Source organism: Streptomyces sp. CA-278952 (genome assembly GCF_028747205.1).
GTDB lineage: Bacteria > Actinomycetota > Actinomycetes > Streptomycetales > Streptomycetaceae > Streptomyces.
Genome location: NZ_CP112880.1, coordinates 2,018,040 through 2,038,386 on the forward strand (window position 1 = coordinate 2,018,040; position 20,347 = coordinate 2,038,386).

Annotated in this window: 24 protein-coding genes and 1 pseudogene; 9 read left to right on the forward strand and 16 right to left on the reverse strand. The window is 71.0% G+C overall.

The features are described 5' to 3' along the window. Positions 1-73: 73 nt before the first annotated feature. From N7925_RS08715 to N7925_RS08730, 4 genes are all read right to left on the reverse strand, one after another. A complete protein-coding gene (locus tag N7925_RS08715; protein ID WP_274343531.1) occupies positions 74-1,105 on the reverse strand; it encodes an iron-siderophore ABC transporter substrate-binding protein in 1,032 nt (343 codons plus the stop codon). Between the two features lie 108 nt (positions 1,106-1,213). Beyond that, positions 1,214-2,065 (reverse strand): ABC transporter ATP-binding protein, encoded by an 852-nt coding sequence (locus N7925_RS08720; RefSeq protein ID WP_265603806.1) that lies wholly within the window; start codon positions 2,063-2,065, stop codon positions 1,214-1,216. 85 nt (positions 2,066-2,150) lie between these two features. Beyond that, positions 2,151-3,239, reverse strand: coding sequence for a FecCD family ABC transporter permease (locus N7925_RS08725; protein ID WP_274343532.1), 1,089 nt, complete (start codon positions 3,237-3,239; stop codon positions 2,151-2,153). Continuing rightward, positions 3,236-4,303 carry a FecCD family ABC transporter permease gene (locus tag N7925_RS08730; RefSeq protein WP_274343533.1) on the reverse strand — a complete coding sequence of 356 codons (1,068 nt, stop codon included), beginning with the start codon at positions 4,301-4,303 and terminating at the stop codon, positions 3,236-3,238. The genes N7925_RS08725 and N7925_RS08730 overlap by 4 nt, the downstream gene beginning before the upstream one ends. A 247-nt stretch (positions 4,304-4,550) precedes the next feature. Here N7925_RS08730 and N7925_RS08735 point away from each other — a divergent pair, with 247 nt between their 5' ends. Next, positions 4,551-5,123, forward strand: coding sequence for an MSMEG_1061 family FMN-dependent PPOX-type flavoprotein (locus N7925_RS08735; protein WP_274343534.1), 573 nt, complete (start codon positions 4,551-4,553; stop codon positions 5,121-5,123). 298 nt (positions 5,124-5,421) lie between these two features. Here the strand turns inward: N7925_RS08735 and N7925_RS08740 are convergent, their stop codons facing one another. Continuing rightward, positions 5,422-5,838 (reverse strand): VOC family protein, encoded by a 417-nt coding sequence (locus N7925_RS08740; protein WP_274343535.1) that lies wholly within the window; start codon positions 5,836-5,838, stop codon positions 5,422-5,424. 145 nt (positions 5,839-5,983) lie between these two features. Next, on the reverse strand, positions 5,984-6,601 hold the full coding sequence (locus tag N7925_RS08745; protein ID WP_274343536.1) for a GNAT family N-acetyltransferase: 618 nt from the start codon (positions 6,599-6,601) through the stop codon (positions 5,984-5,986). 107 nt (positions 6,602-6,708) lie between these two features. On the opposite strand from N7925_RS08745, the gene N7925_RS08750 reads away from it, so the two are divergent. Further along, positions 6,709-7,182 (forward strand): NUDIX hydrolase, encoded by a 474-nt coding sequence (locus N7925_RS08750; RefSeq protein ID WP_265599108.1) that lies wholly within the window; start codon positions 6,709-6,711, stop codon positions 7,180-7,182. A 157-nt stretch (positions 7,183-7,339) separates the two neighbouring features. On the opposite strand, the gene N7925_RS08755 is transcribed toward N7925_RS08750, so the two are convergent. Next, positions 7,340-8,863 carry a catalase gene (locus N7925_RS08755; RefSeq protein ID WP_265599109.1) on the reverse strand — a complete coding sequence of 508 codons (1,524 nt, stop codon included), beginning with the start codon at positions 8,861-8,863 and terminating at the stop codon, positions 7,340-7,342. Between the two features lie 157 nt (positions 8,864-9,020). After that, on the reverse strand, positions 9,021-9,287 hold the full coding sequence (locus N7925_RS08760) for a GlsB/YeaQ/YmgE family stress response membrane protein (RefSeq protein WP_018960114.1): 267 nt from the start codon (positions 9,285-9,287) through the stop codon (positions 9,021-9,023). A gap of 354 nt (positions 9,288-9,641) precedes the next feature. On the opposite strand from N7925_RS08760, the gene N7925_RS08765 reads away from it, so the two are divergent. Beyond that, complete coding sequence (locus N7925_RS08765) at positions 9,642-9,812, forward strand: hypothetical protein (protein ID WP_265599110.1); 171 nt, start codon at positions 9,642-9,644, stop codon at positions 9,810-9,812. 21 nt (positions 9,813-9,833) lie between these two features. Here N7925_RS08765 and N7925_RS08770 read toward each other — a convergent pair whose 3' ends face one another. Beyond that, positions 9,834-10,817 (reverse strand): NAD(P)/FAD-dependent oxidoreductase, encoded by a 984-nt coding sequence (locus tag N7925_RS08770; protein ID WP_274343537.1) that lies wholly within the window; start codon positions 10,815-10,817, stop codon positions 9,834-9,836. 75 nt (positions 10,818-10,892) lie between these two features. Further along, a complete protein-coding gene (locus N7925_RS08775) occupies positions 10,893-11,306 on the reverse strand; it encodes an ATP-binding protein (protein ID WP_274343538.1) in 414 nt (137 codons plus the stop codon). Positions 11,307-11,419: 113 nt separating this feature from the next. Between N7925_RS08775 and N7925_RS08780 the strand changes: the two are divergent. Both N7925_RS08780 and N7925_RS08785 read left to right on the forward strand, forming a co-directional pair. Continuing rightward, positions 11,420-12,166, forward strand: a pseudogene (locus N7925_RS08780) (helix-turn-helix domain-containing protein); the annotation flags it as partial. An 89-nt stretch (positions 12,167-12,255) separates the two neighbouring features. Next, positions 12,256-12,534 carry a DUF397 domain-containing protein gene (locus tag N7925_RS08785; RefSeq protein WP_274343539.1) on the forward strand — a complete coding sequence of 93 codons (279 nt, stop codon included), beginning with the start codon at positions 12,256-12,258 and terminating at the stop codon, positions 12,532-12,534. A 73-nt stretch (positions 12,535-12,607) separates the two neighbouring features. Here the strand turns inward: N7925_RS08785 and N7925_RS08790 are convergent, their stop codons facing one another. From N7925_RS08790 to N7925_RS08800, 3 genes are all read right to left on the reverse strand, one after another. Continuing rightward, positions 12,608-12,850: a hypothetical protein gene (locus N7925_RS08790; protein ID WP_274343540.1), complete on the reverse strand. Its 243-nt coding sequence runs from the start codon at positions 12,848-12,850 to the stop codon at positions 12,608-12,610. Between the two features lie 194 nt (positions 12,851-13,044). Then, the gene (locus tag N7925_RS08795) at positions 13,045-13,917 is read right to left on the reverse strand and encodes an AraC family transcriptional regulator (RefSeq protein WP_274343541.1); all 873 of its coding nucleotides are present in this window, start codon (positions 13,915-13,917) and stop codon (positions 13,045-13,047) included. A 130-nt stretch (positions 13,918-14,047) separates the two neighbouring features. Further along, on the reverse strand, positions 14,048-14,929 hold the full coding sequence (locus tag N7925_RS08800) for an NAD(P)-dependent oxidoreductase (protein ID WP_274343542.1): 882 nt from the start codon (positions 14,927-14,929) through the stop codon (positions 14,048-14,050). Positions 14,930-15,069: 140 nt separating this feature from the next. Here N7925_RS08800 and N7925_RS08805 point away from each other — a divergent pair, with 140 nt between their 5' ends. After that, entirely contained in the window at positions 15,070-15,657 is a 588-nt protein-coding gene (locus N7925_RS08805) for a TetR/AcrR family transcriptional regulator (protein ID WP_265599117.1), read from the forward strand. 29 nt (positions 15,658-15,686) lie between these two features. Here the strand turns inward: N7925_RS08805 and N7925_RS08810 are convergent, their stop codons facing one another. Then, a complete protein-coding gene (locus tag N7925_RS08810; protein WP_274343543.1) occupies positions 15,687-16,754 on the reverse strand; it encodes an NAD(P)-dependent alcohol dehydrogenase in 1,068 nt (355 codons plus the stop codon). 94 nt (positions 16,755-16,848) lie between these two features. Between N7925_RS08810 and N7925_RS08815 the strand changes: the two genes are divergently transcribed. After that, entirely contained in the window at positions 16,849-17,463 is a 615-nt protein-coding gene (locus N7925_RS08815; RefSeq protein ID WP_265599119.1) for a TetR/AcrR family transcriptional regulator, read from the forward strand. A 111-nt stretch (positions 17,464-17,574) separates the two neighbouring features. Next, complete coding sequence (locus tag N7925_RS08820) at positions 17,575-18,573, forward strand: ornithine cyclodeaminase family protein (protein ID WP_274343544.1); 999 nt, start codon at positions 17,575-17,577, stop codon at positions 18,571-18,573. Between the two features lie 149 nt (positions 18,574-18,722). Here N7925_RS08820 and N7925_RS08825 read toward each other — a convergent pair whose 3' ends face one another. Continuing rightward, positions 18,723-18,956, reverse strand: a complete 234-nt coding sequence (locus N7925_RS08825; protein WP_274343545.1) for a hypothetical protein — start codon at positions 18,954-18,956, stop codon at positions 18,723-18,725. A gap of 61 nt (positions 18,957-19,017) precedes the next feature. Beyond that, positions 19,018-19,308, reverse strand: a complete 291-nt coding sequence (locus tag N7925_RS08830) for a hypothetical protein (RefSeq protein ID WP_274343546.1) — start codon at positions 19,306-19,308, stop codon at positions 19,018-19,020. 27 nt (positions 19,309-19,335) lie between these two features. Here N7925_RS08830 and N7925_RS08835 point away from each other — a divergent pair, with 27 nt between their 5' ends. After that, the gene (locus N7925_RS08835) at positions 19,336-20,340 is read left to right on the forward strand and encodes a YdcF family protein (protein ID WP_274343547.1); all 1,005 of its coding nucleotides are present in this window, start codon (positions 19,336-19,338) and stop codon (positions 20,338-20,340) included. Positions 20,341-20,347: the final 7 nt, after the last annotated feature.

Here is a 20,347-nt window from a genome sequence, read left to right on the forward strand (position 1 = left end):
GCACGGCCGCCCGGTACACAGCAGCGCCCCGCGCCCGGTTCTCCCGGGGACGGGGCGCGCGGTGCGTTCGGTGCTACTTCTTCGCGACCTTCTCCGCGAAGAGCGGGACGACCTTCTCCAGCGCGTACGAGACGGACAGGACCGAGTCGGTGGCGAACGCCTGCGAGATGTCCTGGTCGTCGAAGACGATGTCGTTGCCCGCCTTGACCGACGGGACCGCCTTGTACAGCGGGTCGCCGCTGATGTCGGTGGCCGGAATGCCGATCGGCGCCATGACGGTGAGGTCGGCGTCGAGCATGTCCAGGTTCTCCTTGGAGACCGGGACGGAGAAGCCCTCGCCGGCCTTGGCCTCGGCCTCCGGGTTGTTCTCGAAGCCGAGCCGCTCGACGAAGTCGACGCGCCCGGTGCCGCCGACGTAGACGCCGAAGCCCTCCGAGGTACGCGAGCCGAGGGTGATCGTCCTGCCCTTGAACTCGGGGTGGGCCTTCGCGGCGGCCTCGAACTTCTTCTCGGTCTCCGCGATCAGCTTCTCGCCCTTCTCCGGCACGCCCATCGCGGCGGCGATCATCGTGGTCTGCTGCTCCCACGAGATCTTGTACTGGTCGCCATCCTTGGGCACACCCACGGTCGGGGCGATCTTCTTCAGGGTGTCGTAGCGGGTCTGGTCGCCGCTGGACTTGGTGTCCAGGATCAGGTCCGGCTGGAGCGAGGCGATCTTCTCGAACTCCGGCTCCATCGTGCCGATCAGCTCCGGCTTCTTGTCGTACATGCCCTTGGCCCACGGGCCGACGCCCTCGCCGCCGAACGGCAGCCAGTCGCTGGCCCCGACCGGCTGGCCGCCGAGCGCGAGCACGGTCTCGGCGTCGCCCCAGCCGAGCGCGACGATGCGCTTGGGCTGCTTGTCGACGGAGACCTCGCCGAACTTCGTCGCCACCTTCGCGGGGAAGGCGCCCGCGGGAGCCCCTCCGGAGGCGGAGGAGGAGGAGCTGTCGGAACCGTCCGACGAGCCACAGGCCGAGAGGCCGACGAGCAGGGCGGCGACAGCGCCGGCCGCGAGGAAGGGGGTGCGGCGAGGGCGCCGGGCGCGTGGAGCGGAAGCGTTCATGCCCTTTAGGTTAGCCTCACCTAATGACAACGGTGCCATCGGGTGGGTCCTCCCGGTTGAGTCCTCCCGGTTGGGTCCTCCCGGGAACGGCCACCTGGGTACGCCGTCTCAGGCGGCCGGGCCCTTCACATGGTGGCGGCCCAGCGGTACGACCATCGGGGTGGCCGACGCCGGGTCCTCGATCACCGAGCAGCGCATGCCGAAGACCTCGCCGACCAGCTCCTCCGTCACGATGTCGACCGGTCGGCCCTCCGCGACGATCCGCCCCGCCTTCATGGCGATCATGTGGTCCGCGTACCGGCAGGCCAGGTTCAGGTCGTGCAGCACGGCCACCATGGTGACGCCCTGCTCGCGGTTGAGGTCGGTGAGCAGGTCCAGGACGTCCAGCTGGTGGCTGGCGTCGAGGAAGGTCGTCGGCTCGTCGAGCAGCAGGATGTCGGTGCGCTGGGCCAGCGCCATCGCGATCCACACCCGCTGGCGCTGGCCGCCCGACAGCTCGTCCACGGAGCGGTCGGCGAGTTCGAGGACGTCCGTGGACAGCAGGGCCCGCGCGACCGCCTCGTCGTCCTCGGCGCTCCAGCGGCGGAACCAGCCCTGGTGCGGGTAGCGGCCGCGTCCGACCAGGTCGGAGACGGTGATGCCCTCCGGGGCGGTGGGGCTCTGCGGCAGGATCCCGAGCACGGCGGCGACCTCCTTGGTCGGCATCTCCTGGATGGACCGGCCGTTCAGGAGCACCGCCCCGGCGGTCGGGGCCAGCAGCCGGGCCATCGCCCGCAACAGCGTCGACTTCCCACAGGCGTTGGGGCCGACGATGACGGTGATCCGGCCGGGCGGCACCGCCACGCTCAGGCCGGGGACGATCTCGCGTTCGCCGTAGCCGAGCCGGACGTCCCGGGCTTCCAGAGTGTGATCGGCCACGAGGGGGCCACGCCTTTCGTCGTCCTGCTGATTCGCCGCCATGTCCCGCTGATACGTCGATGTGTCCTGCTGATACGTCGATGTGTCCTGCTGATACGCCGCCGGGTCCTTCTGCTGCGTCGCCATCTCAGCCCCCGCCGCCCACGCGGTTGGCGCGCGCCAGGAGCAGGAGCAGATACGGGGCGCCGATGATGCTCGTGACCACGCCCACCGGCAGCTGCACGGAGGGCAGCGCGTGCTGCGCCGCGAAGTCGGCGACCAGGACCAGCAGCGCCCCGGTCAGGGCCGCCTGCGGCAGGGCCGCGCCCCGGCCCGGGACCAGGCGGCGGGCGATCGGGGCGGCGACGAAGGCCACGAACCCGACGGGTCCGGCGGCGGCGGTCGCGACCCCGGCGAGCGCGGTCGCGCAGCCCAGCAGCGCGAGCCGCCCGCCCTCGACCTTCGCGCCGAGCCCGGCGGCGGCGTCGTCACCGAGCTGGAGGGGGCGCAGCGCGTGGGCGGCGAGGACGGTGAGCGGGACGAGGACGCCGAGGGCGACGAGCAGCGGCCACACCTGGCCCCAGGAACGGCCGTTGAGGCTGCCCGCGAGCCAGCGGAACGCCTCCTGCGCGTCGGTGACCTCGGAGCGTGCCATCACGTACCAGACGAGGCTGGAAAGGCCCATGCCGACGCCGATCCCGACGAGGACCAGGCGTTGGCCGGCGATGCCCTGCCGCCAGGCGAGCAGGTAGATGGCCGCCCCGGCGAGCAGCGAACCGGTGAGGGCGCTCGCGGAGAGGGCGAGCCCGCTGACCTGGAAGAGCAGGGCGGCGGTGACGGCGACCGCGCTGGCCCCGGCGCTGATGCCGATGAGGTCGGGGCTGGCGAGCGGGTTGCGCAGGACGGTCTGGAAGACGGCTCCGGAGAGGCCGAATCCCGCGCCGACGAGGATCGCGAGGAGGGCGCGGGGCAGCCGCAGTTCCAGGACGACGAACTGCGATCCGCCGTCACCGCCGCCGAACAGGGTGGCGACGACCTTCCCGATCGGCATCACCATGTCGCCGAAGCTGAGCGAGACGCCGAACATGACGATCACGGCGGCCAGCAGGGCGAAGCCGACGAGGACGGAACGCCGCAGGCTCCGGCCTCGTACGGCGGACACCTGGCGTACGGCGTCGGCGAGCCGCTCCTTGTCCGCGCGCGCGGCGTCCTCGGCGACAGGGGCCGGCCGGCTCACAGTTCCACCAGCTTCCTGCGCCGGACCAGCCAGATGAACGGGATGCAGCCGATGGCTGCCGTGATCACGCCGACCTGGACCTCTCCGGGGCGGGCGATGACCCGGCCGACGATGTCGGCGACGAGGAGCATGACCGGGGCGAGCACCATGCTGTACGGAAGCACCCAGCGGTAGTCGGGGCCGGTGATGAGCCGGGCGGCGTGCGGCACGGCGAGCCCGACGAAGCCGATGGGCCCGGCGACGACGGTGGCCGCGCCGCAGAGGATCACCACGGCGAGGGCGGACACCATCCGGATGGTCCCGACCCGCTGGCCGAGGCCGCGGGCCAGGTCGTCGCCGAGGGAGAGGGCGTTGAGCTGCGGCCCGAGGGCCAGCGCGAGGACGACGCCGGCCGCGATGAACGGCGAGACCTGCCACAGCACCTCGGAGGACCGGGCGGTCAGCGCGCCGAGCTGCCAGAACCGGAACTGGTCGTAGCTGCCCCGGTCCTGGAGGAGGATCGCGCTGGTCACCGAGGTGAGCACGGCGCTGGTCGCGGCCCCGGCGAGCGCCAGTTTCACCGGCGTGGCGCCTTCGCGTCCGAGCGAGCCGACCCCGTACACGAGGAGGGCGGCGAGCAGCGCACCGAGGAAGCCGAACCAGATGAACTGGGTGGCGACCGTGAACCCGAGCAGGGTGATCGAGCACACCACGGCCACGGACGCGCCCGCGTTGATGCCGAGGAGCTGGGGGTCGGCGAGGGGGTTACGGGCGACGCCCTGCATCACCGTGCCCGCGAGGCCGAGCGCGGCACCCGCGAGCAGCCCGGCGACGGTGCGCGGGATGCGGACCTCCTGGACGATGAGCTGGCCCTTGACCGAGACGTCCGGGTCGAGGACCCCGTCGACGACGTCCCGGAAGGGCACGTCGCCGGAGCCGATGGCGAGGCTGGCGACGACGGTGAGGAAGAGCACGGCGAGGGCGGCGAGCAGCCCGAGGGCGAGTACGGGCCGGCTGCGCTTGCGCCGCGCCTCCTTGCCGCCGCCCGACGGCTTCTCCTTCGCCAGGAGGGCCGGGCCGCTCACGACCCGGCCACCGGGGCGGCCGGAATGCGGTGGTGCACTGTTCGTTCCTCAACCCTCACTCGTCGGCCGCGTCGTCGGCGCGGGCGCGCGGGGGACGCTCCCCGCCCGCGTACGCCTTCGCGCGAGGGCCGCCCCCGTCACCCGGTCCACCCCGGACGGGGAACACCAGGGGGCCCAAAGTAAGGTCACCCTAACAGCGCCTGTTCGACAGCGCGCTGCCGCACCCCACGAGCTCCGGAGCACTTCCTTGTCGTACGCCGCCGCCCCCTCCGCCCCCGCCACCGGTCCGCTGGCCGGGGCCGTACCCCTGGGCTCGGCGGACGAACTGCGCGAGCTGCTGGGGACCCCGCACCCGATCGTCATCGACAAGGTCCACGACCGGCTCACCGAGGACGACCTGGAGCTGCTGGCCCGCTCGCCGCTGTGCACCATGGCCACGTCGGACGCGGCCGGCAACTGCGACGCCACCCCGCGCGGCGGCTCCCCCGGCTTCACCCACGTCCTGGACCCGGGCACCATCGCCCTCCCCGACCGCCCGGGCAACCGCCGCGCGGACAGCTTCCACAACATCCTGGCCAACCCGCGCGTGGGCCTGCTCTACCTGATACCCGGCGCGATGGACGTCCTGCGCGTCAACGGCCGGGCCCACATCGTCACGGACGCCCCGTTCTTCGACGCGATGACGGTGCAGGGCCAGCGGCCGAAGCTCGCCCTGGTCGTCGAGATCGACGAGATCTTCCGCCACTGCCCGGCGTCGCTGAAGCGGTCGGGGGTGTGGGCGCCCGAGACGTGGGCGGGCTCAGGAACATCGGCGAGCTGAGCCACTTCCCCTGAGCTCGCCAACGTAAGCCCAAGCGCGCCACGAGGATCGTGCAGGAGAACACTCGTGTCGTACGGAAAGTTTACGAGGTCATCAAAGTCGAGCTCTGTTGAATTCGCCTTTTTGCCTGGTGACGGCCTGAGTGGTGGCGTCGGTGGAGATGCTGCTGGTGCCGTGGTGGTCGGCGGCTCGTCCAGTACGGGGCAGCGCCGTCGAGCTTGGCCGGGCCGTAGCGGTCGGTGATTCCCGCGGCCCTCAGGCACAGGTTGGCCCCGGCCCATCTCGGCACGCCGCACCCTCAGTCGGCGGACGACGACCACGTGCGGGTGGACAGCACCAACAGGTAGCCATCCGGCTCCTGGAGCGTGACGCCCCAGGTGTCCCAGTACGGGTTGTGCGCGGGCGCCCTTGTGCCGCCGTGTTGTTCGAGGCGTTCCACGAGAGTGTCCGGGACCGGTTCACCCAGGTAGATCACCAGCAGGTCCTCGGGCGTCGGGCGGGGTTCGACAGAGGCCGCCGGGTCACGGACGAGCTCCAGGTGCCAGGCGGCGTCAGGCCGGCCGACCATGAGCAGCGAGTGACGGCCGCGGGCGCCGTCCGCCCCGTGGCGGTACTGGACAGCGAGACCGAGCCCCGCGACCCAGAAGCGTTCCGCCGCTTCGAGGTCGCGGGACGGGCGGGCGATGCGCACATGGGCCGTGGCGTCCGCAGGCATCGGGTTCCTTCCGGTTCGGCGCGCGGCCCTCGTTTGGACCGGCTGCTCGTCCACGGACCTTACGGAGACAGCGATCGCGCGCGCATCGGGCGCCGGCCCTGGGGGCCCTGGGCCCCAAGTCCCGGGCCCGGGGCCCCAGATCCCGCTACGACGCGTCGGCCGGGCGCGGCTCCCGCCGCATCACCCACAGCGTCGGGCCGCCGCCGGGCAGTGCCGCCTCGCCCAGCGTCGTGAAGCCGAAGTGCTCGTAGAAGGGCAGGTTGTCCGGCTTGGAGGACTCCAGGTAGACCGGCAGCCCCGCCGCGTCCGCCTGGGCGAGCCCGGAACGCAGCAGCGCCGCCCCGTGCCCCTGGCCCCGGGCGGCCGGGTCCGCGCCGACGACCGCGAGGTACCAGTGCGGTTCCTTGGGCCCCTGCTGGGCGGCGGCCTGGACGGCCTCCCGGAACAGGGGCGCCCGGTCGCCCAGGATCTCCTCCAGCTCCGCGACGGTCTCCGCGTCGGGAACGGCCTTCTCCTGCCCCTCCGGTGGCACCCAGAACGCGGCCGCCGACCCGGTGCGCTCGCACACCCCGTGGCGGCCGTACTGCCGGGTGAAGATCGTGGTGAAGTACCGGACCAGGTCGGGCTCGCGCGAGGCCCCGCCGGGGAAGAACCACCCCATCATCGGGTCGTCGGCGAAGGCGCGGGCCAGGATGCGGCTGATCGACGGGGCATCGTCGAGCGTGGCCGCCCGAGGCGTGTTCTTTATCGACATACAGGTCATTCTGCACCGCGATGATCTTGAGCCGTGAGGGGGGTGGCGAGAACTACGGGCCCCCGGAGCCGGACCGGCCAAGGCCGACCGTGCCCGCCCAGGCTTAGCCTCCCCGCATGGATCGACGACTGGCGGCGTACGCGGTGTGCATCGAGGACGGGCGGGTGCTGCTCGCGCTTGCCGTGGGTCCGGGCGGCGAGAGGACGTGGACCCTTCCGGGCGGCCGGGTCGAGCACGCGGAGGATCCGTACGACGCGGTGGTCCGGGAGGTTGCCGAGGAGACCGGTCTGGAGGCCGTCGTCGAGCGTCTGCTCGGTGTGGACTCGCGGGTGGTTCCGGCGGCCGAGCGGCGCCGGCCCGGCGCCCCCGAGTTGCAGAACGTCGGCGTCTTCTACCGCGTACGCGTCACCGGAGGCGTGCTCAGGCCCGAGCCGAACGGCGACACCGCCGAGTCGGTGTGGACCCCGCTGCCCGAGGTCGCCCGACTGCGCCGGTCGTCACTGGTGGACGTCGGGCTCACCCTGGCGCGGATCCTTCCGCCCTCCGGGCACGTCGCCCCCGTCCCGGTCGGCGGCCTGATCCAGCACTGAGCGGATCCCTTGTGGAGGGGGCCGGAGCACGGTGGGTGGCGGGCCGCCGCACCTTCGCCTTGAGCGCCCCGCCCACGGTCCGGTGAGTAAACGGACAGGCCCTCTCCCCGTCAAACCGACGGGGAGAGGGCCTGTCCGTACGGCCGGGCCCGCCGCCTCAGGCCTTGCGCTGCATCGACGAGCGTGCGGGGTTGCTCTGCTCCGCCGCCTTGGGGTCCTTCTCGCCCGCCTTCGCGCGCACGCCCTGTTCGACGCGCTTGCCGAGGGTGGCGTCCACGTTCGTCCAGTACTGGAACGCCCGCTTCAGCACCGGCTCGGTCACGCCGTTCAGCAGATGGCCGACGATGTTGTCCACCAGCCGGTCCCGTGCCGCGTCGTCCAGGACCTCGCGGACCATGGTGCCCGCCTGGCCCCAGTCGTCGTCCTCGGCGTGGTCGACGTAGGCGGCCCGGGTGATGTCGCCGTCGGCGTACCAACTCGGCGGGGTGCCGTAGCGCTCCGTGTCGGCCGCCGGGCCGCCCTTCGAGTTCGGGGCGTAGACGGGGTCGGTGGTCTTCCGGTACGCCATCGCCCCGTCCTTGGAGTACGTGTGCACCGGGACGACGGGGGCGTTGACCGGGAGCTGCTGGTAGTTGCCGCCGATGCGGTAGCGGTGCGAGTCCGCGTAACTGAACAGCCGGGCCAGCAGCATGCGGTCCGGGCTCGGGCCGATGCCGGGGACGAGGTTGTTCGGCTGGAAGGCCGCCTGCTCGATCTCGGCGTGGTTGTCCGTGGGGTTGCGGTCCAGCGTCATCCGGCCGACCTCGATCAGCGGGTAGTCGCCGTGCGGCCACACCTTGGTCAGGTCGAACGGGTTGAACCGGTAGTCCTTCGCGTCCTCGTACGGCATGATCTGGACCTTCAGCGTCCAGCTCGGGAATTCCCCGTCGCGGATGTGCTCGAAGAGATCACGCGTGTGGTAGTCGGTGTCCGCGGCGGCCATCTGGTCGGCCTCGTGCTGCGTGAACGTCTCGATGCCCTGGTCGGTCTTGAAGTGGTACTTCACCCAGAACCGCTTGCCTTCGGCGTTGATCCACATGTACGTGTGCGAGGTGTAGCCGTTCATGTGGCGCCAGGTCCGCGGGATGCCGCGGTCCCCCATCAGCCAGGTGACCTGGTGGGCCGACTCGGGCGACAGGGTCCAGAAGTCCCACTGCATGTCGTGGTCGCGGAGGTTGTTGTCGGCGCGGCGCTTCTGCGACCGGATGAAGTGCTGGAACTTCATCGGGTCCTTCACGAAGAACACGGGGGTGTTGTTGCCCACCATGTCGTAGTTGCCTTCGCTGGTGTAGAACTTCACCGCGAAGCCGCGCGGGTCCCGCCAGGTGTCCGGGCTGCCCCGCTCCCCCGCGACGGTGGAGAACCTGATGACCAGGTCGGTCGTGGTGTCGGGCTGGAAGAGCGCGGCCTTCGTGTACCGGGAGACGTCCGCGGTCACCTCGAACCTGCCGAAGGCGCCGCTTCCCTTGGCGTGCGGCTGGCGTTCGGGGATGCGTTCGCGGTTGAACTGGGCCATCTGCTCGATCAGGTAGGAGTCCTGGAGCAGGATCGGCCCGCCCGGGCCGACGGTGAGCGAATGCTCGTCGCTCTCCACCGGGGCGCCGGAGTCGGAGGTGGTCGGCTTGCGCGAGGTGTCGGTCATGTCGTCGTTCCCTCTTGTTCGTCTTCCGCTTCGTCTTCCGCAGACGTGTCGGCGATAGCTCTTGTCTACGGCTGCCCTGCTGGCCCTCTGCCAAGGTAGGCAAACATGGATGAATTGACTCGTCGAGGAATCGCTTCCGACGGTCCTCCGGGCCGCGTCAGCGCGATCGCTGTCCCGCGACCAGTCGGTAGACGAGCAGGACGATCACCGAGCCGACGACGGCGGCGATCCACGTCGACAGGCTGAAGAATCCGTCGATCGAGTCGACGCCGAAGATCACCTTGCCCAGCCAGCCGCCGAGCAGCCCGCCCACGATGCCGATGACGATCGTGACGAGGCAGCCCCCGGGGTCCTTGCCGGGCGTCAGCGCCTTGGCGATGAGCCCCGCGAACAGGCCGATGAGGATCCAGGCGATGATGCCCACGGAAATCTCCCTTTACGTTGCCGACGCCCGGCCACCCTCGTGGTGCCGGACCCTTCGCGTATCCCCTCAACCGGAACTCACACATCCACCGGGCCCCGCCCGTCCCCCGGAAGCTCCGTCATTGACCTGCCTGCGTTACGCCGGACGGGCAGGGGCGTGGACCGGCACGGGCGGGCGTCCGCACCGGGGAAGGCCGAGCCGACTGAGTACGTTCGCTCCCCTCCCTGAGTACGGCACCGGCTCCGCGGGCCCGTCCGAACCGTGCCAGGCTGCACCCCATGGAGCCGGGGGGCTCCGATCACCCGGTCGCGGGTGACGGTGACGGAGCGGGGCGGGACGGGGCGGGGACGAGCCATGGATCTGTTCGATGCGGAGCTGGGCGGGCGGGACGAGCCCTCGACGGGACCCGGGGGCAGTTGCTCCTGGGTCACCGCCGTGATCCTCGGGATTCTGGTGTTGCCGGCGGTGCTGGTGCACACGTTCTTCGGGTGGGCGCGCGACCTCCTCGGGGCCCTGATCCCGTAACGGCGACCGCACGCGCGACGGTCAGCCCCGCCGTCGCGCCTCCACCGCGTCACGGGTGTCCGCGGCGATCAGGTCGCCGTTGATCGCCGCTGCCGCCATGAGGCCGGCCGCGGCGGCGCCGATGACCTGTTCGGTGAGGCGGGTGACATTGCCCGCCGCCCAGACCCCGGGGGCCTCCGTCGCCCCGGTCGGGTCGGTGGGGACGTACGCGCCGATCACCTCGCCGCCCATCTCCTGCGCTACTGGGACCAGCCCCAGCGATTCCAGTACGGCCGAACGCGCGACGAAGCGCGCCTGGACCACCAGCGCCTCGCGCGGGATCACCCGGCCGCCGGCCAGCCGTACGCCGGTGAACCGGTCGTCCGCGACCTCCAGGCCCGTCACCTCGCCGTCCACCACGGCCACGCCCCGGGCCGCCAGCTCCTCGTACTCCTCGTCCGTCGGCTCCGGGCCCGTGTGGCAGAAGAGGGTGACGTCCTCGCTCCACTGCCGCCACATCAGCGCCTGGTGCACGGCGAGGGCCCCGGTGGCTAGTACGCCGATCGGGCGGTCCGCCACCTCGCGCCCGTGGCAGTACGGGCAGTGCAGCACCTCGCGCCCCCAGCGCTCCGCCAGGCCGGGCACGGGCGGCAGCTCGTCGACGAGCCCCGTCGTCACCAGCAGCCTGCGCGCCTCGACGCTCCGGCCGTCCTCCGTCGCCACCCGGAAGCCCCGCTCCCCCGGCAGCCGCTCGGCCGAGGCCACCCGGCCCTCGACGATCTCCGCCCCGTACCCGGCAGCCTCGCCCCGGCCGATCGCGAGCAGTTCGCCGGGCGGGGTCGACTCCCGGCCCAGGTAGTTGTGCACGTGGGACGCGGGCGCGTTACGGGGCTCGCCCGCATCGATCACCAGGACCGAGCGCCGGGCCCGCGCCAGGGTCAGCGCCCCGCTCAGGCCGGCCGCACCGCCGCCCACGATCACCACGTCGTACCGCTGCTGCTTCATGTCGTCACTCCTGCTCTCCATGCGGACCACCTCCTGTTGATGAAGAGCGTGCGCCCATGAGGCCGAAACGACAAACATCCTTGCCGAACTGGCAAGTCAGGAGAGATCGAACTCGCACCACACGATCTTGCCGGGGTTCCGCTCCCCCACCCCCCATTTGTCCGCCAGCGCCTGGACCAGCAGCAGCCCGCGCCCACCCTCGTCGTCGGCCCCCGGCATCCCGTCCGCCGGGCGCACCTCGCCGTCACCACTGTCATGCAGCTCGACGCGGAGCGCGTTCTCGATCCGCTCCAGGTAAATGTGGACCTTGAAGCCACGCCCCGGCGGGACGCCGTGACGGAGGGCGTTGGTCGCGAGTTCGGTCACGCAGAGCAGTACATCGTCCGTGCGCTTCTCGCACTCCCACTCGACCAGCGCCTTACGGGCGAACTTGCGTACGACCGGGATCGACCTGCGCTCACGGCAGTAGAAGGCGGCGCGGAAGTAGGGGAGTTGAGTTGTCTCGTTCATGCTTCCACGCTCACACGCTGTAACTACGCTTCAGCAGAGCGGAGAGACGTACAAAAGCTTTTGTACGGGTTCTGACGGGTTGACAGCGGAGCCGGAACGGGGAGAGCTAGGTCATGCAACCGGGAAAGCAGAGCGGCATCAGGCGAGTTACTTCGTGGCAGCTGGTAGGGGCGCAGCTACGCCACTTCCGCAAACTCGCCGGGCTGACACAGGCTGCCCTCGCCGAGCAGGCCGGAGTGGGCGAGGACACGATCGCCTCGATCGAGCAGGGGCGACGCGCGCTTCAGTTGGACATGGCCGTCCAGCTCGATGAACTACTGGAAACGAAGGGCGTGCTACGTGTCGCGGTGGAGCGGATTCCGCGAAAGGAGCGCTATCAGGCACTGGTCAAGGACTACGTCCAGTACGAACAGAACGCGGCGAGCCTGCTCTGGTACGAGTCCCAGCTCGTACCAGGGTTGCTCCAGACCGAGGCGTACGCGCGCTTCGTCTTCGGCTGCAACTACCCACCGCTCGAAGAGGACGAGATCGAGAAGCGGGTGGCAGACCGGCTCGACCGCCAGAAGATCCTGGAGCGCCAGCCCCGGCCGATCCTCCACTTCATCCTGGAGGAGAGCATCCTCCACACCGAGATGGGCGATCCCGAAGTCATGCGGGAGCAGCTTCTTCACCTGCGGCGCTGCATGGATCTGCCCTTCGTCAGCATTCAGATCATGCCCCGGAACACCCCTCGGCACGCCGGGCTCTCGGGGCCGCTCATTCTGCTGGAGACGCCCGACCACGACGGACTCGCCTACGTCGACGGCCAACTGCGCGGCGAGCTGTACGACGAGCCCGCCGACGTCAGCGCACTTATGCAGAGGTATGGGATGCTGCGTTCCCAGGCGCTCACCGTCGCGGAGAGCACCCGGCTACTGGACGCACTGCTTGACGCACTGCTTGGAGAGACATGTCCCGCGCAGCACACCCCGCCCCCGGCCCGACGGCCCTCCACTGGTTCAAGTCCAGCCACAGCAACGGCGACGGGGGCGCTTGCATCGAAGTCGCCTACCACTGGCGCAAGTCCAGCTACAGCAGCGACCAGGGCGGAGACTGCGTAGAGGTCGCCACCCACCCCTCCGCCGTCCACATCCGCGACTCCAAGGTCACCGACGGCCCCGTCCTCACCGTCGAGCCCGCCGCCTGGAGCGCCTTCGTCCACGGCAGCGGCGGCAGCACCGCCCGCTGAGCAGCTGACCCCGCCCCGCCCCCGGCCACCAACGCGGCCGGACGCGGGGCGGTTTCCGTCCGCGCGGACGGGATCAGTAGCGCACCCACAGCTCGTACACACCCGGCTTGCCCGCGAACGGGTTGCAGATGAAGACGCGGCTCCAGAGAGCGTTGTCAGCGCCGGCGTTCCCCACGGCCTGGCACTCCGCCACGCTGCCGTGATGGCTGCGGAGGAAGAAGCCGGGACCTGTCGCGGAGGCGGTCGACGCGGTGCCGAGCAGCATCGCCCCGGCGGTCGCCACGGTCACCGCGAGAGCGGCGATACGTCTGTGCATGTCGGTAACTCCCTTTTCAGTCAACGCACATGACTGTGCATCAGTGAATGGTCAGAGCCGAACCGATCAGCGCGCGCCGCCGAGAGAAAGCTAGCGAGCCGGACGCGCCCGCACAATAGGTCTGGACCAATAAGGCATCGCATATGCCCCATGGCCGTAAACCTGTGCCGTGCCGCATATTTCCTGCGGCACGCTCAGCCCTCGGCGGTCCGCTCCACCGGGATCCACAGCTCCGCCTCCGCCCGCTTCCCCTCCTCCGTCAGCCGCACCCGCAGGATCTCCGGGCCGGGCCGGGAGGCGTACGGGTTCGACGGGAACCACTGGGTGAACACATCCCGCCAGAGGTACTGGAGGGCCTGTGGGAACTCGCCCTCGCTCTCGAAGACCGCCCAGGCCCCTGCCGGTACGTCCAGGGCGTCCAGGTCCTCCGGAGGCTCCGCCCCGCGCACCACCCCGTGGTAGTAGTCGAGTTCGGTGCCCTCCGCGCGGCTCGGGTCGAGCTGGTCGCTCACCCCGACGATCCCCGCCGGCTCCTGGTCCGAGAGGGCCGCGATGCGGTCCAGCTCCTCCCGGCCGATCCCCCGGATAAACTTCGCGATGGCCGGATTCGGCCCCTCGTGGACGAGCGGGACGCGGGCCTTCCTGCCCACCACCCGGAACGCGTCCTTCTCCACCAGCTTGTACTGCATGGCCGTACTCCCTTCGACGACGAGTCGGAAGGTCAGCCGTTGCTGCGACCGCAGAACCGCGCCGGCACGCCGGGCCTCCCCGGGGCCGATGCCGTGCACGGCCCGAAAGGCGCGGGCGAAGCCCTCCCCCGTGTCGTAGCCGTACCGCACCGCCACGTCCAGCAGCGTCCGGTCGGGGTCGCCGAGCACCTCGGCTCCCGCGACCGTCATGCGGCGGCGGCGGATGTACTCCGACAGCGGGAGCCCCGCGAGTGCGGAGAACATCCGGCGGAAGTGATACTCCGACGTCATCGCGATACGGGCCAGCTCCGCCGCCTCGATGCGCTCACCGAGGTGTGCCTCGATGTGCTCCATCGCGTCGTTCAGTCGTTCCAGCAACCGCTGACTCCTTCCCTTGCTCGTTCACCGTAGGAAGGAACCAGGGTGCCGGACCCGACCGTCCGTGCCCGCGTCGGTCGGGTCGGTCGGGTCGGTCGGGTCGGTCGGGTCGGCCAGGTCCGGCGCAGGGCTACTTCCCGGGCTTCGCCATCAGCTCCACCAGGGCCGAACAGCTGTCCGCGCCGTACCCCGCTGCCACGCCCCGCCGGAACAGGTCGACGACGGCGGCCGGGAGGACCGTGTCGACGCCCGCGTCGGCGTTGGTGTGCAGGACGTGCTCGGCGCTCGCCAGCCCCATGGCCAGGCGGTCGACGTCGCCCAGGTGGACTCCGGCGTCGACGCGCTCGGCGTAGAAGGCGAAGGTCTCCGAGAGCGAGTTCGCCGTTTCCGCGGTACTGGGCAGGATGTCGGCCGCTGTCAGACCGTTCGCGCGGGCGAGGGCGATCGCCTGCCAGAAACTCAGCAGCGAGGTCCAGAACACGGCCATGCCGATCTGGTAGTGGAGCGCGGCGAGCCCCGGATCCTCGCCCTTGTGGTCGACCCGTCCCGTCAGCGCTTCGAGCACCGGCCGGTGCCGGTCGAACGCCTCGCGCGGTCCGCTGTAGAAGGCGTACGACTCGGGCTGCCCGATCCCCGTGGGCGACGCGTTGAGGCCGCCGGTGAGCTGGACGGCACCGTACCCGGCCGCCCAGTCGGCTCCGGCGCGGGCCTCCTCGGGCGTGGCGGAGGTGAGGTTGAGCAGGACCCGGCCGTTCAGGGCCTGCGTCGCGGGCTCCAGTACGGCGTTGACGGCTGCGTAATCCGTGAGGCTGATGATGACCGCCTCGTTCGTCGCGACGGCGTCGGCGGGGCTCTGCGCGAGGGTCGCCCCTCGGGCCACCAGGTCGTCCGCGCGGGAGGCGGTGCGGTTCCAGACGGTGACCGCGTATCCGCGGTCGAGCAAGGCCGCGGCCATCGCCCGGCCCATGGGGCCCAGTCCGATGACGGTGACCGCGTTCTGTGCGCTGTTCATTGCCTGCCTCCGACAAGTCGGTCAGGGCAGAGAGCCAGACCTCTCCCCCCGACTAAAACGATCGCTCTATTCAGAGCATGCCGAAAAGCTAGCACAGCTCTAGAACGAACGCTCTACTTAGCACCCGCTACAGTGGCGGCATGCAGACCAGCACCCGGGACCGGATCGTCGTGGCGACCGCGCGCCTTCTCCAGCGGCAGGGCTACGTCGGCACCGGCATTAAGCAGATCGCTACGGAGTCGCAGGCCACGCTGGGATCGATCTACCACTTCTTCCCGGGCGGGAAGGAGGCCGTCGCGGTCGCCGCGATCCGGTACAGCGCGCAGGAGTTCGCAACACTCCTGAAGGAAGCTCTGGACAGCGAGCCCGATCCGGCGGAGGCGGTGCTCTCCTCCACCCGCCAGTTGGCCGCCGGGCTCAAGGAGTCGGGCTGGATCGACGGTTGCCCGGTGACGGCTGCGGCCCTGGAGACGCTCGGGACCGATTCGGAGCTCCAGCAGGTCTGCGCCGACGCGCTGAACGGCTGGGAGCGGCTCGTCCGCGACAAGTTGCTGGGCTGCGGATTCCCGGCGGAGGACGCCCGCGAGCTGGCGACCACCGTCGTCAGCGCCATGGAGGGCGCCGAGGTCACCGCCCAGGTCAACCGGAGCGAGGACCCCCTCCTGGCGGCGGGCCGGCAGCTGGCCCGGCTCATCAGGTCGTACGGGGTCGACGCACCCGGCCACTGAGGCCCGGACCAGCACTGCCGGCCGCCTCCTCAGCCCAGGTCGGACGGGTCGGACAGGTCGGACAGGTCGGACAGGTCGAGCACGAAGCGGTAGCGGACGTCGTTTCGCCGGAGGCGGTCGAGCGCCGTGTCCACCTGTGACGACGGGAGGACCTCGATGTCGGCGGCGATGCCGTTATCGGCGCAGAACCGGAGCATCTCGGCTGTCGCACCGCGCCCTCCGCTGCCCGCGGAGCTGAGCCGCTTCCGGCCGATGAGCAGATCCATGGCCTCGACCGTGACGGGGCCCAGGTGCCCGAGGAGGCTCAGGGTGCCGTCCATCGCCACCAGCTTCAGGTACGGGGCGAGGTCGTGAGGGGCGGAGACGGTGTCGATGACGACGTCGAAGGTGTCGCGTGCCGCGGCCATCTGCTGGGGGTCCGGGGAGGCGATGAAGTCGTGTGCACCGAGCTTGCGGGCGTCGTCGCGCTTGTCCCGGCTTCGGCTGATGACGGTCGTCGTGGCGCCGAGAGCCACGGCCATCTTGACCGCGAGGTGGCCCAGACCGCCGAGTCCGGCCACGGCGACGCGGCTGCCGGGGCCCACGCCCAGGGAGCGCAGGGGTTCCCAGACAGTGACGCCGGCGCACATCAGCGGAGCGGCTGCGGCCGGGTCGAGGCCGGAGGGGAGCGGGTAGGCGAAGGCGTCGCGCACGACGTACTCGCGGGAGTAGCCGCCCAGGGTGGCCGATCCGTCCTGCCGGTCGGTGCCGCCGTAGGTCAGCGTCGGGAAGGCGTGGCAGAAATTCTCCTGTCCGGCCTCACACATGGCGCACACGCCGCAGGAGTCGACGATGTTGCCCACCGCGACGTGGTCGCCGACCGAGAAGGCGGTCACCTCCCGCCCGATCTCGGCCACCACGCCGGTGAATTCATGACCGGGCACCAGGAGCGCATCCGCGTGCTGGTCATAGGCGTTCAGGGCGTGCAGGTCGGTGTGGCACACGCCGCAGTAGTCGACCCGCACCGCGATGTCGTCCGGGCGCAGGTCGCGGCGCTCGATGGACACGCGCCGCAGCGCCGTCGGGCCGGCCGCCCGCCATCCGGTGGTCGTTCGCATACGTGACTCCTTAAACAGACTGTTCTGTCTGTTGCAGCGTAGGGGCGACCTCCCCTCAGGGCAAACCAACTGTTCTGTTTGGTAGAGTGCGGGCATGCCGGAACAGCCCCAGACCTCGCGAGGCGCCGCGACCTACCAGCGCATCCTGGACGCCGCCACCGAAGAGTTCGCCCAGCACGGCATCGCCGGGGCGCGCATCGAACGCATCGTGACGGCGGCGCGCACCAACAAGGCACAGCTCTACGCCTACTTCGGCGACAAGGAACGACTCTTCGACGCGATCTTCCTCAGCTCGCTGGAGCGCATCACCAACGTCGTGCCCATCGACGCCGACGATCTCGCGGACTGGGCCGTCCGTCTCTACGACGAATACCTGCGCCGCCCCGATCTCATCCGGCTGGCGACCTGGACGCGACTGGAGCGCCGCCCTGACGGGCATCTCGTCGAGAGGCACCAGCAGTACGACGACCGCAAGCTCGGGGCCATCGCCGAGGCCCAGGACGCCGGGCGGGTCCGCGCGGGCGACCCGTTCGACATCATGGCCATGGTCATCGCCATGTCCATGGCCTGGTCACCGGTCAGCAACGTCTATGCGGCCAGCAGCCAAGAACCCGATGCCGTGCATGAACAGCGCCGTGCCCTGCTCCGCGACTGCGTCCACAGCGCCACCGCGGCCGACCGGGGCAGGGGCGACGTATCTCCCTGGTGACTGTCACCCACACCCCTTGGTGACGCTCACGCACGTTGCCTGGGCAGCTATGGAGATACTCCGTGCTCCGCATAGTTGCCCTGGCCACGGCCGACGAGCGAGGGTGGCCGGGTGACCCTGCTACTGACTCGTTCCCTGATCACCGAGCTGCTCGACCCCGACACCGTGATGGCCGGACTGCACGCGGGCTTCCTCGCGGCCGGTCCGGACGTTCGGCCGTTGCGGGTGCGGACGGATCTTCCCCGGCCGGGCACAGCGACTCCCCGGCCGGGCGCGGCGACTCCTCCCGGGCCGGGCACGGCGACAGCGTTGCTGCCCGGAGTGATCGACGGCATCCCGGCCTACACGGTGAAGGTCAACGCGAAGTTCCCCGACGCGACTCCCGCGCTGCGCGGGCTCGTCTGTCTGCACGACCTGGCGGACGGAGAGCTGCTGGCCGTGCTCGACTCGGCGACGGTCACGGCCTGGCGCACCGGGCTGGCCGCGGCTCTGGCGACGCACGCACTCGCCGCCGGCCACGCGGGATCGGTCAGCGTCGTCGGTGCGGGCGCCCAGGCCCGGATGGTGCTGCAGGGTCTCGCCCGGCTGCGTGAGCTGACCAGGCTGACCGTGTGCGACACCGACCCCGCGCGGGCGGCCGCGTTCGCCGCGGAACACGAACGCCTTCTGGGTATCCCGGTCGAGACGGCTGCCGAGCCTCGGCGCGCCGCTTCTCGCGGGGACATCGTCGTCCTGGCCACATGGTCACGCAGCCCGCTGCTCGACGCCTCCGATCTACGCCCCGGCATGCACGTCACCACGCTCGGCGCCGATGAACCCGGAAAGGTCGAACTCGCCGCCGACGCACTGCGACACGCCCTCACCGTGGTCGACGACCTCGAACTCGCCGTCGCCATGGGGGCCCTCGGCAACAGCGGGCTGGGCGCGGACGCCGCGCACGCCTCGCTCGGGCAGGTGCTCCACGGTGAGCGGCCCGGTCGCGAGAGCAGCGACCAGATCACGGTCTACGCCCCCGTCGGTCTGCCCTGGCAGGACCTGGCTCTGGCCTGGCCCGTCTACCGGGCCGCCGCCGGAGCGGGCGCCTGCCCGCAGGTCGACTTCCTGGCCTGACCAGGGGCCGCACGATCGGCCGGGAACGGCGGCCAGGCGCCGGGAACGGCCGCCTGACCGGTGGCCCGGCCCGGCGGCGGGGCGCCGGCAACGGAAAAGGGGATGGGGACGACCCTCTTCGGTCGTCCCCATCCCCGTCCCCAGCCGGTTCAGCTGAGCTGGGCGCCTTCCACGGTGCTGGTGACTGTGCCGGCGGTGGAGGTGGTGGCCCCCGCCGCGCCGTCGATCAGCGTGCCGAGCTCGCCGACGTTGTCCAGCGCGCCCAGGCTGACGGGCGGCTCGGCGGCGTGCGCCGTGTCCCCGCCTCCCGGGGGCGGGGAGATGGCGGCGATGACCGCTCCGGCGGCGAGGGTGACGGCGGCGAGTACGCTTCGCTTCTTCATGCCGGGTTCAACGGCTCGACCCCCGCAAAGGGCACGCCCCGATCGAGGACCACCGTCTCCATCACGGCACCCACGTGACGGAGGCGGTGTCCGCGCGGCGCAGCTCGCCCACCGTCAGCACGCCGGCGGCGACCCCGGTGGCCATGAGGCCCGCGATCGCGAACATCAACCGGCGGCTGCTCGGCGACAGGGCGAGGTACGCGTCCCGCGTCAGCTCGACCGCCCGGTCGGTGGTCACCGACGTGTCGTAGGCGACGTACCGGCCCTGGCGCACCTCCGCGTCCTGCAACAGCTGGTCCCCCGCCGCATCGAGTCCGACGACGGCCGCACCCGCCACCTCGCTGTCAACCACTCCCTGAGCTCTGCCTAGTCTGTGCGCATGGTGGTCTACGCCCCGGCGGCGCTCCTTTTCCTCGTCTTCTGTGTGAGCGTGCTGCGCGAGCGCCGCAAGTTCAGCAACGCCGTCATCCTGGGGCTCGCCGCGCTCTGCGCGCTGGCCGGCCTGCTGTACCGGCTGGTCGACTCCGGCTCCGCCTCCGCGCCCGTCGTGGTGTGGTCGCTGCTGGGCCTGGGGGCGGTGGCGGTGCTCGTACTGACGTGCTTCCTCTTCCTCAACGGCGTACGCATGCTGCGCAAGGAGGGCAGGAGCCCGTCGAATCTGCTCTCCCTGCTGGCCGCCCTGGCCGTCCTCGCCGTGGTCGCCCTGCTCGCCACCGCCGCCGCCCTGCGGACACCGGTACTGATCGGCGCGGCGACGGCGGCCGGCGGGCTGGCGCTCTACTTCTCGTTCCTGTTCCTGTGCTTCGTCTGTTACGCGTTCCTCTACGGGCGGCTGCGGGTGCGCCGCAAGGCCGACTTCGTGGTCGTACTGGGCTCGGGGCTCGTCGGCGGCTCCACCGTGCCCCCGCTGCTGGCGAGCCGGCTGAAGCGCGGCCGGGAGGTGCACGCACGGCTCTCCCGGCGCGGAGGGTCCCCCGTGCTCATCACCTCGGGCGGGCGGGGGCCCGACGAGGACCTGCCGGAATCCCACGCGATGGCCGACCACCTGGTGGCCGAGGGCTTTCCGGCGCACCTCATCGAGCGGGAGGACCGGTCGACGAACACCGAGGAGAACCTGCGGTTCTGCAAGGCGATCATGGAGGAGGCCAAGCCCGACTACCGGTGCGTCGTCGTCACGAACAACTACCACGCCTTCCGCGCCGCCCTCACCGCCCGGCGGGTCCGGATCCGGGGGCAGGTGGTGGGCTCGCCGACGGCCGCGTACTTCTGGCCCAACGCGACGCTCCGCGAGTTCACCGCGATCCTCGTGGACTACCGGCGGAGCAACACGGTGTTGTGCGTGATCATCATCCTCGGCGGGGTGGCCGCCTGGTACGCGGCCTAATGGTCGG

Bases quoted from the DNA above. Each gene is read 5' to 3' on its own strand.
- N7925_RS08715 (WP_274343531.1), bottom strand. From the start codon at position 1,105: ATGAACGCTTCCGCTCCACGCGCCCGGCGCCCTCGCCGCACCCCCTTC.
- N7925_RS08720 (WP_265603806.1), bottom strand. From the start codon at position 2,065: ATGGCGGCGAATCAGCAGGACGACGAAAGGCGTGGCCCCCTCGTGGCC.
- N7925_RS08740 (WP_274343535.1), bottom strand. From the start codon at position 5,838: ATGCCTGCGGACGCCACGGCCCATGTGCGCATCGCCCGCCCGTCCCGC.
- N7925_RS08745 (WP_274343536.1), bottom strand. From the start codon at position 6,601: ATGACCTGTATGTCGATAAAGAACACGCCTCGGGCGGCCACGCTCGAC.
- N7925_RS08750 (WP_265599108.1), top strand. From the start codon at position 6,709: ATGGATCGACGACTGGCGGCGTACGCGGTGTGCATCGAGGACGGGCGG.
- N7925_RS08755 (WP_265599109.1), bottom strand. From the start codon at position 8,863: ATGACCGACACCTCGCGCAAGCCGACCACCTCCGACTCCGGCGCCCCG.
- N7925_RS08765 (WP_265599110.1), top strand. From the start codon at position 9,642: ATGGATCTGTTCGATGCGGAGCTGGGCGGGCGGGACGAGCCCTCGACG.
- N7925_RS08770 (WP_274343537.1), bottom strand. From the start codon at position 10,817: ATGGAGAGCAGGAGTGACGACATGAAGCAGCAGCGGTACGACGTGGTG.
- N7925_RS08775 (WP_274343538.1), bottom strand. From the start codon at position 11,306: ATGAACGAGACAACTCAACTCCCCTACTTCCGCGCCGCCTTCTACTGC.
- N7925_RS08785 (WP_274343539.1), top strand. From the start codon at position 12,256: ATGTCCCGCGCAGCACACCCCGCCCCCGGCCCGACGGCCCTCCACTGG.
- N7925_RS08790 (WP_274343540.1), bottom strand. From the start codon at position 12,850: ATGCACAGACGTATCGCCGCTCTCGCGGTGACCGTGGCGACCGCCGGG.
- N7925_RS08800 (WP_274343542.1), bottom strand. From the start codon at position 14,929: ATGAACAGCGCACAGAACGCGGTCACCGTCATCGGACTGGGCCCCATG.
- N7925_RS08805 (WP_265599117.1), top strand. From the start codon at position 15,070: ATGCAGACCAGCACCCGGGACCGGATCGTCGTGGCGACCGCGCGCCTT.
- N7925_RS08810 (WP_274343543.1), bottom strand. From the start codon at position 16,754: ATGCGAACGACCACCGGATGGCGGGCGGCCGGCCCGACGGCGCTGCGG.
- N7925_RS08815 (WP_265599119.1), top strand. From the start codon at position 16,849: ATGCCGGAACAGCCCCAGACCTCGCGAGGCGCCGCGACCTACCAGCGC.
- N7925_RS08825 (WP_274343545.1), bottom strand. From the start codon at position 18,956: ATGAAGAAGCGAAGCGTACTCGCCGCCGTCACCCTCGCCGCCGGAGCG.
- N7925_RS08835 (WP_274343547.1), top strand. From the start codon at position 19,336: ATGGTGGTCTACGCCCCGGCGGCGCTCCTTTTCCTCGTCTTCTGTGTG.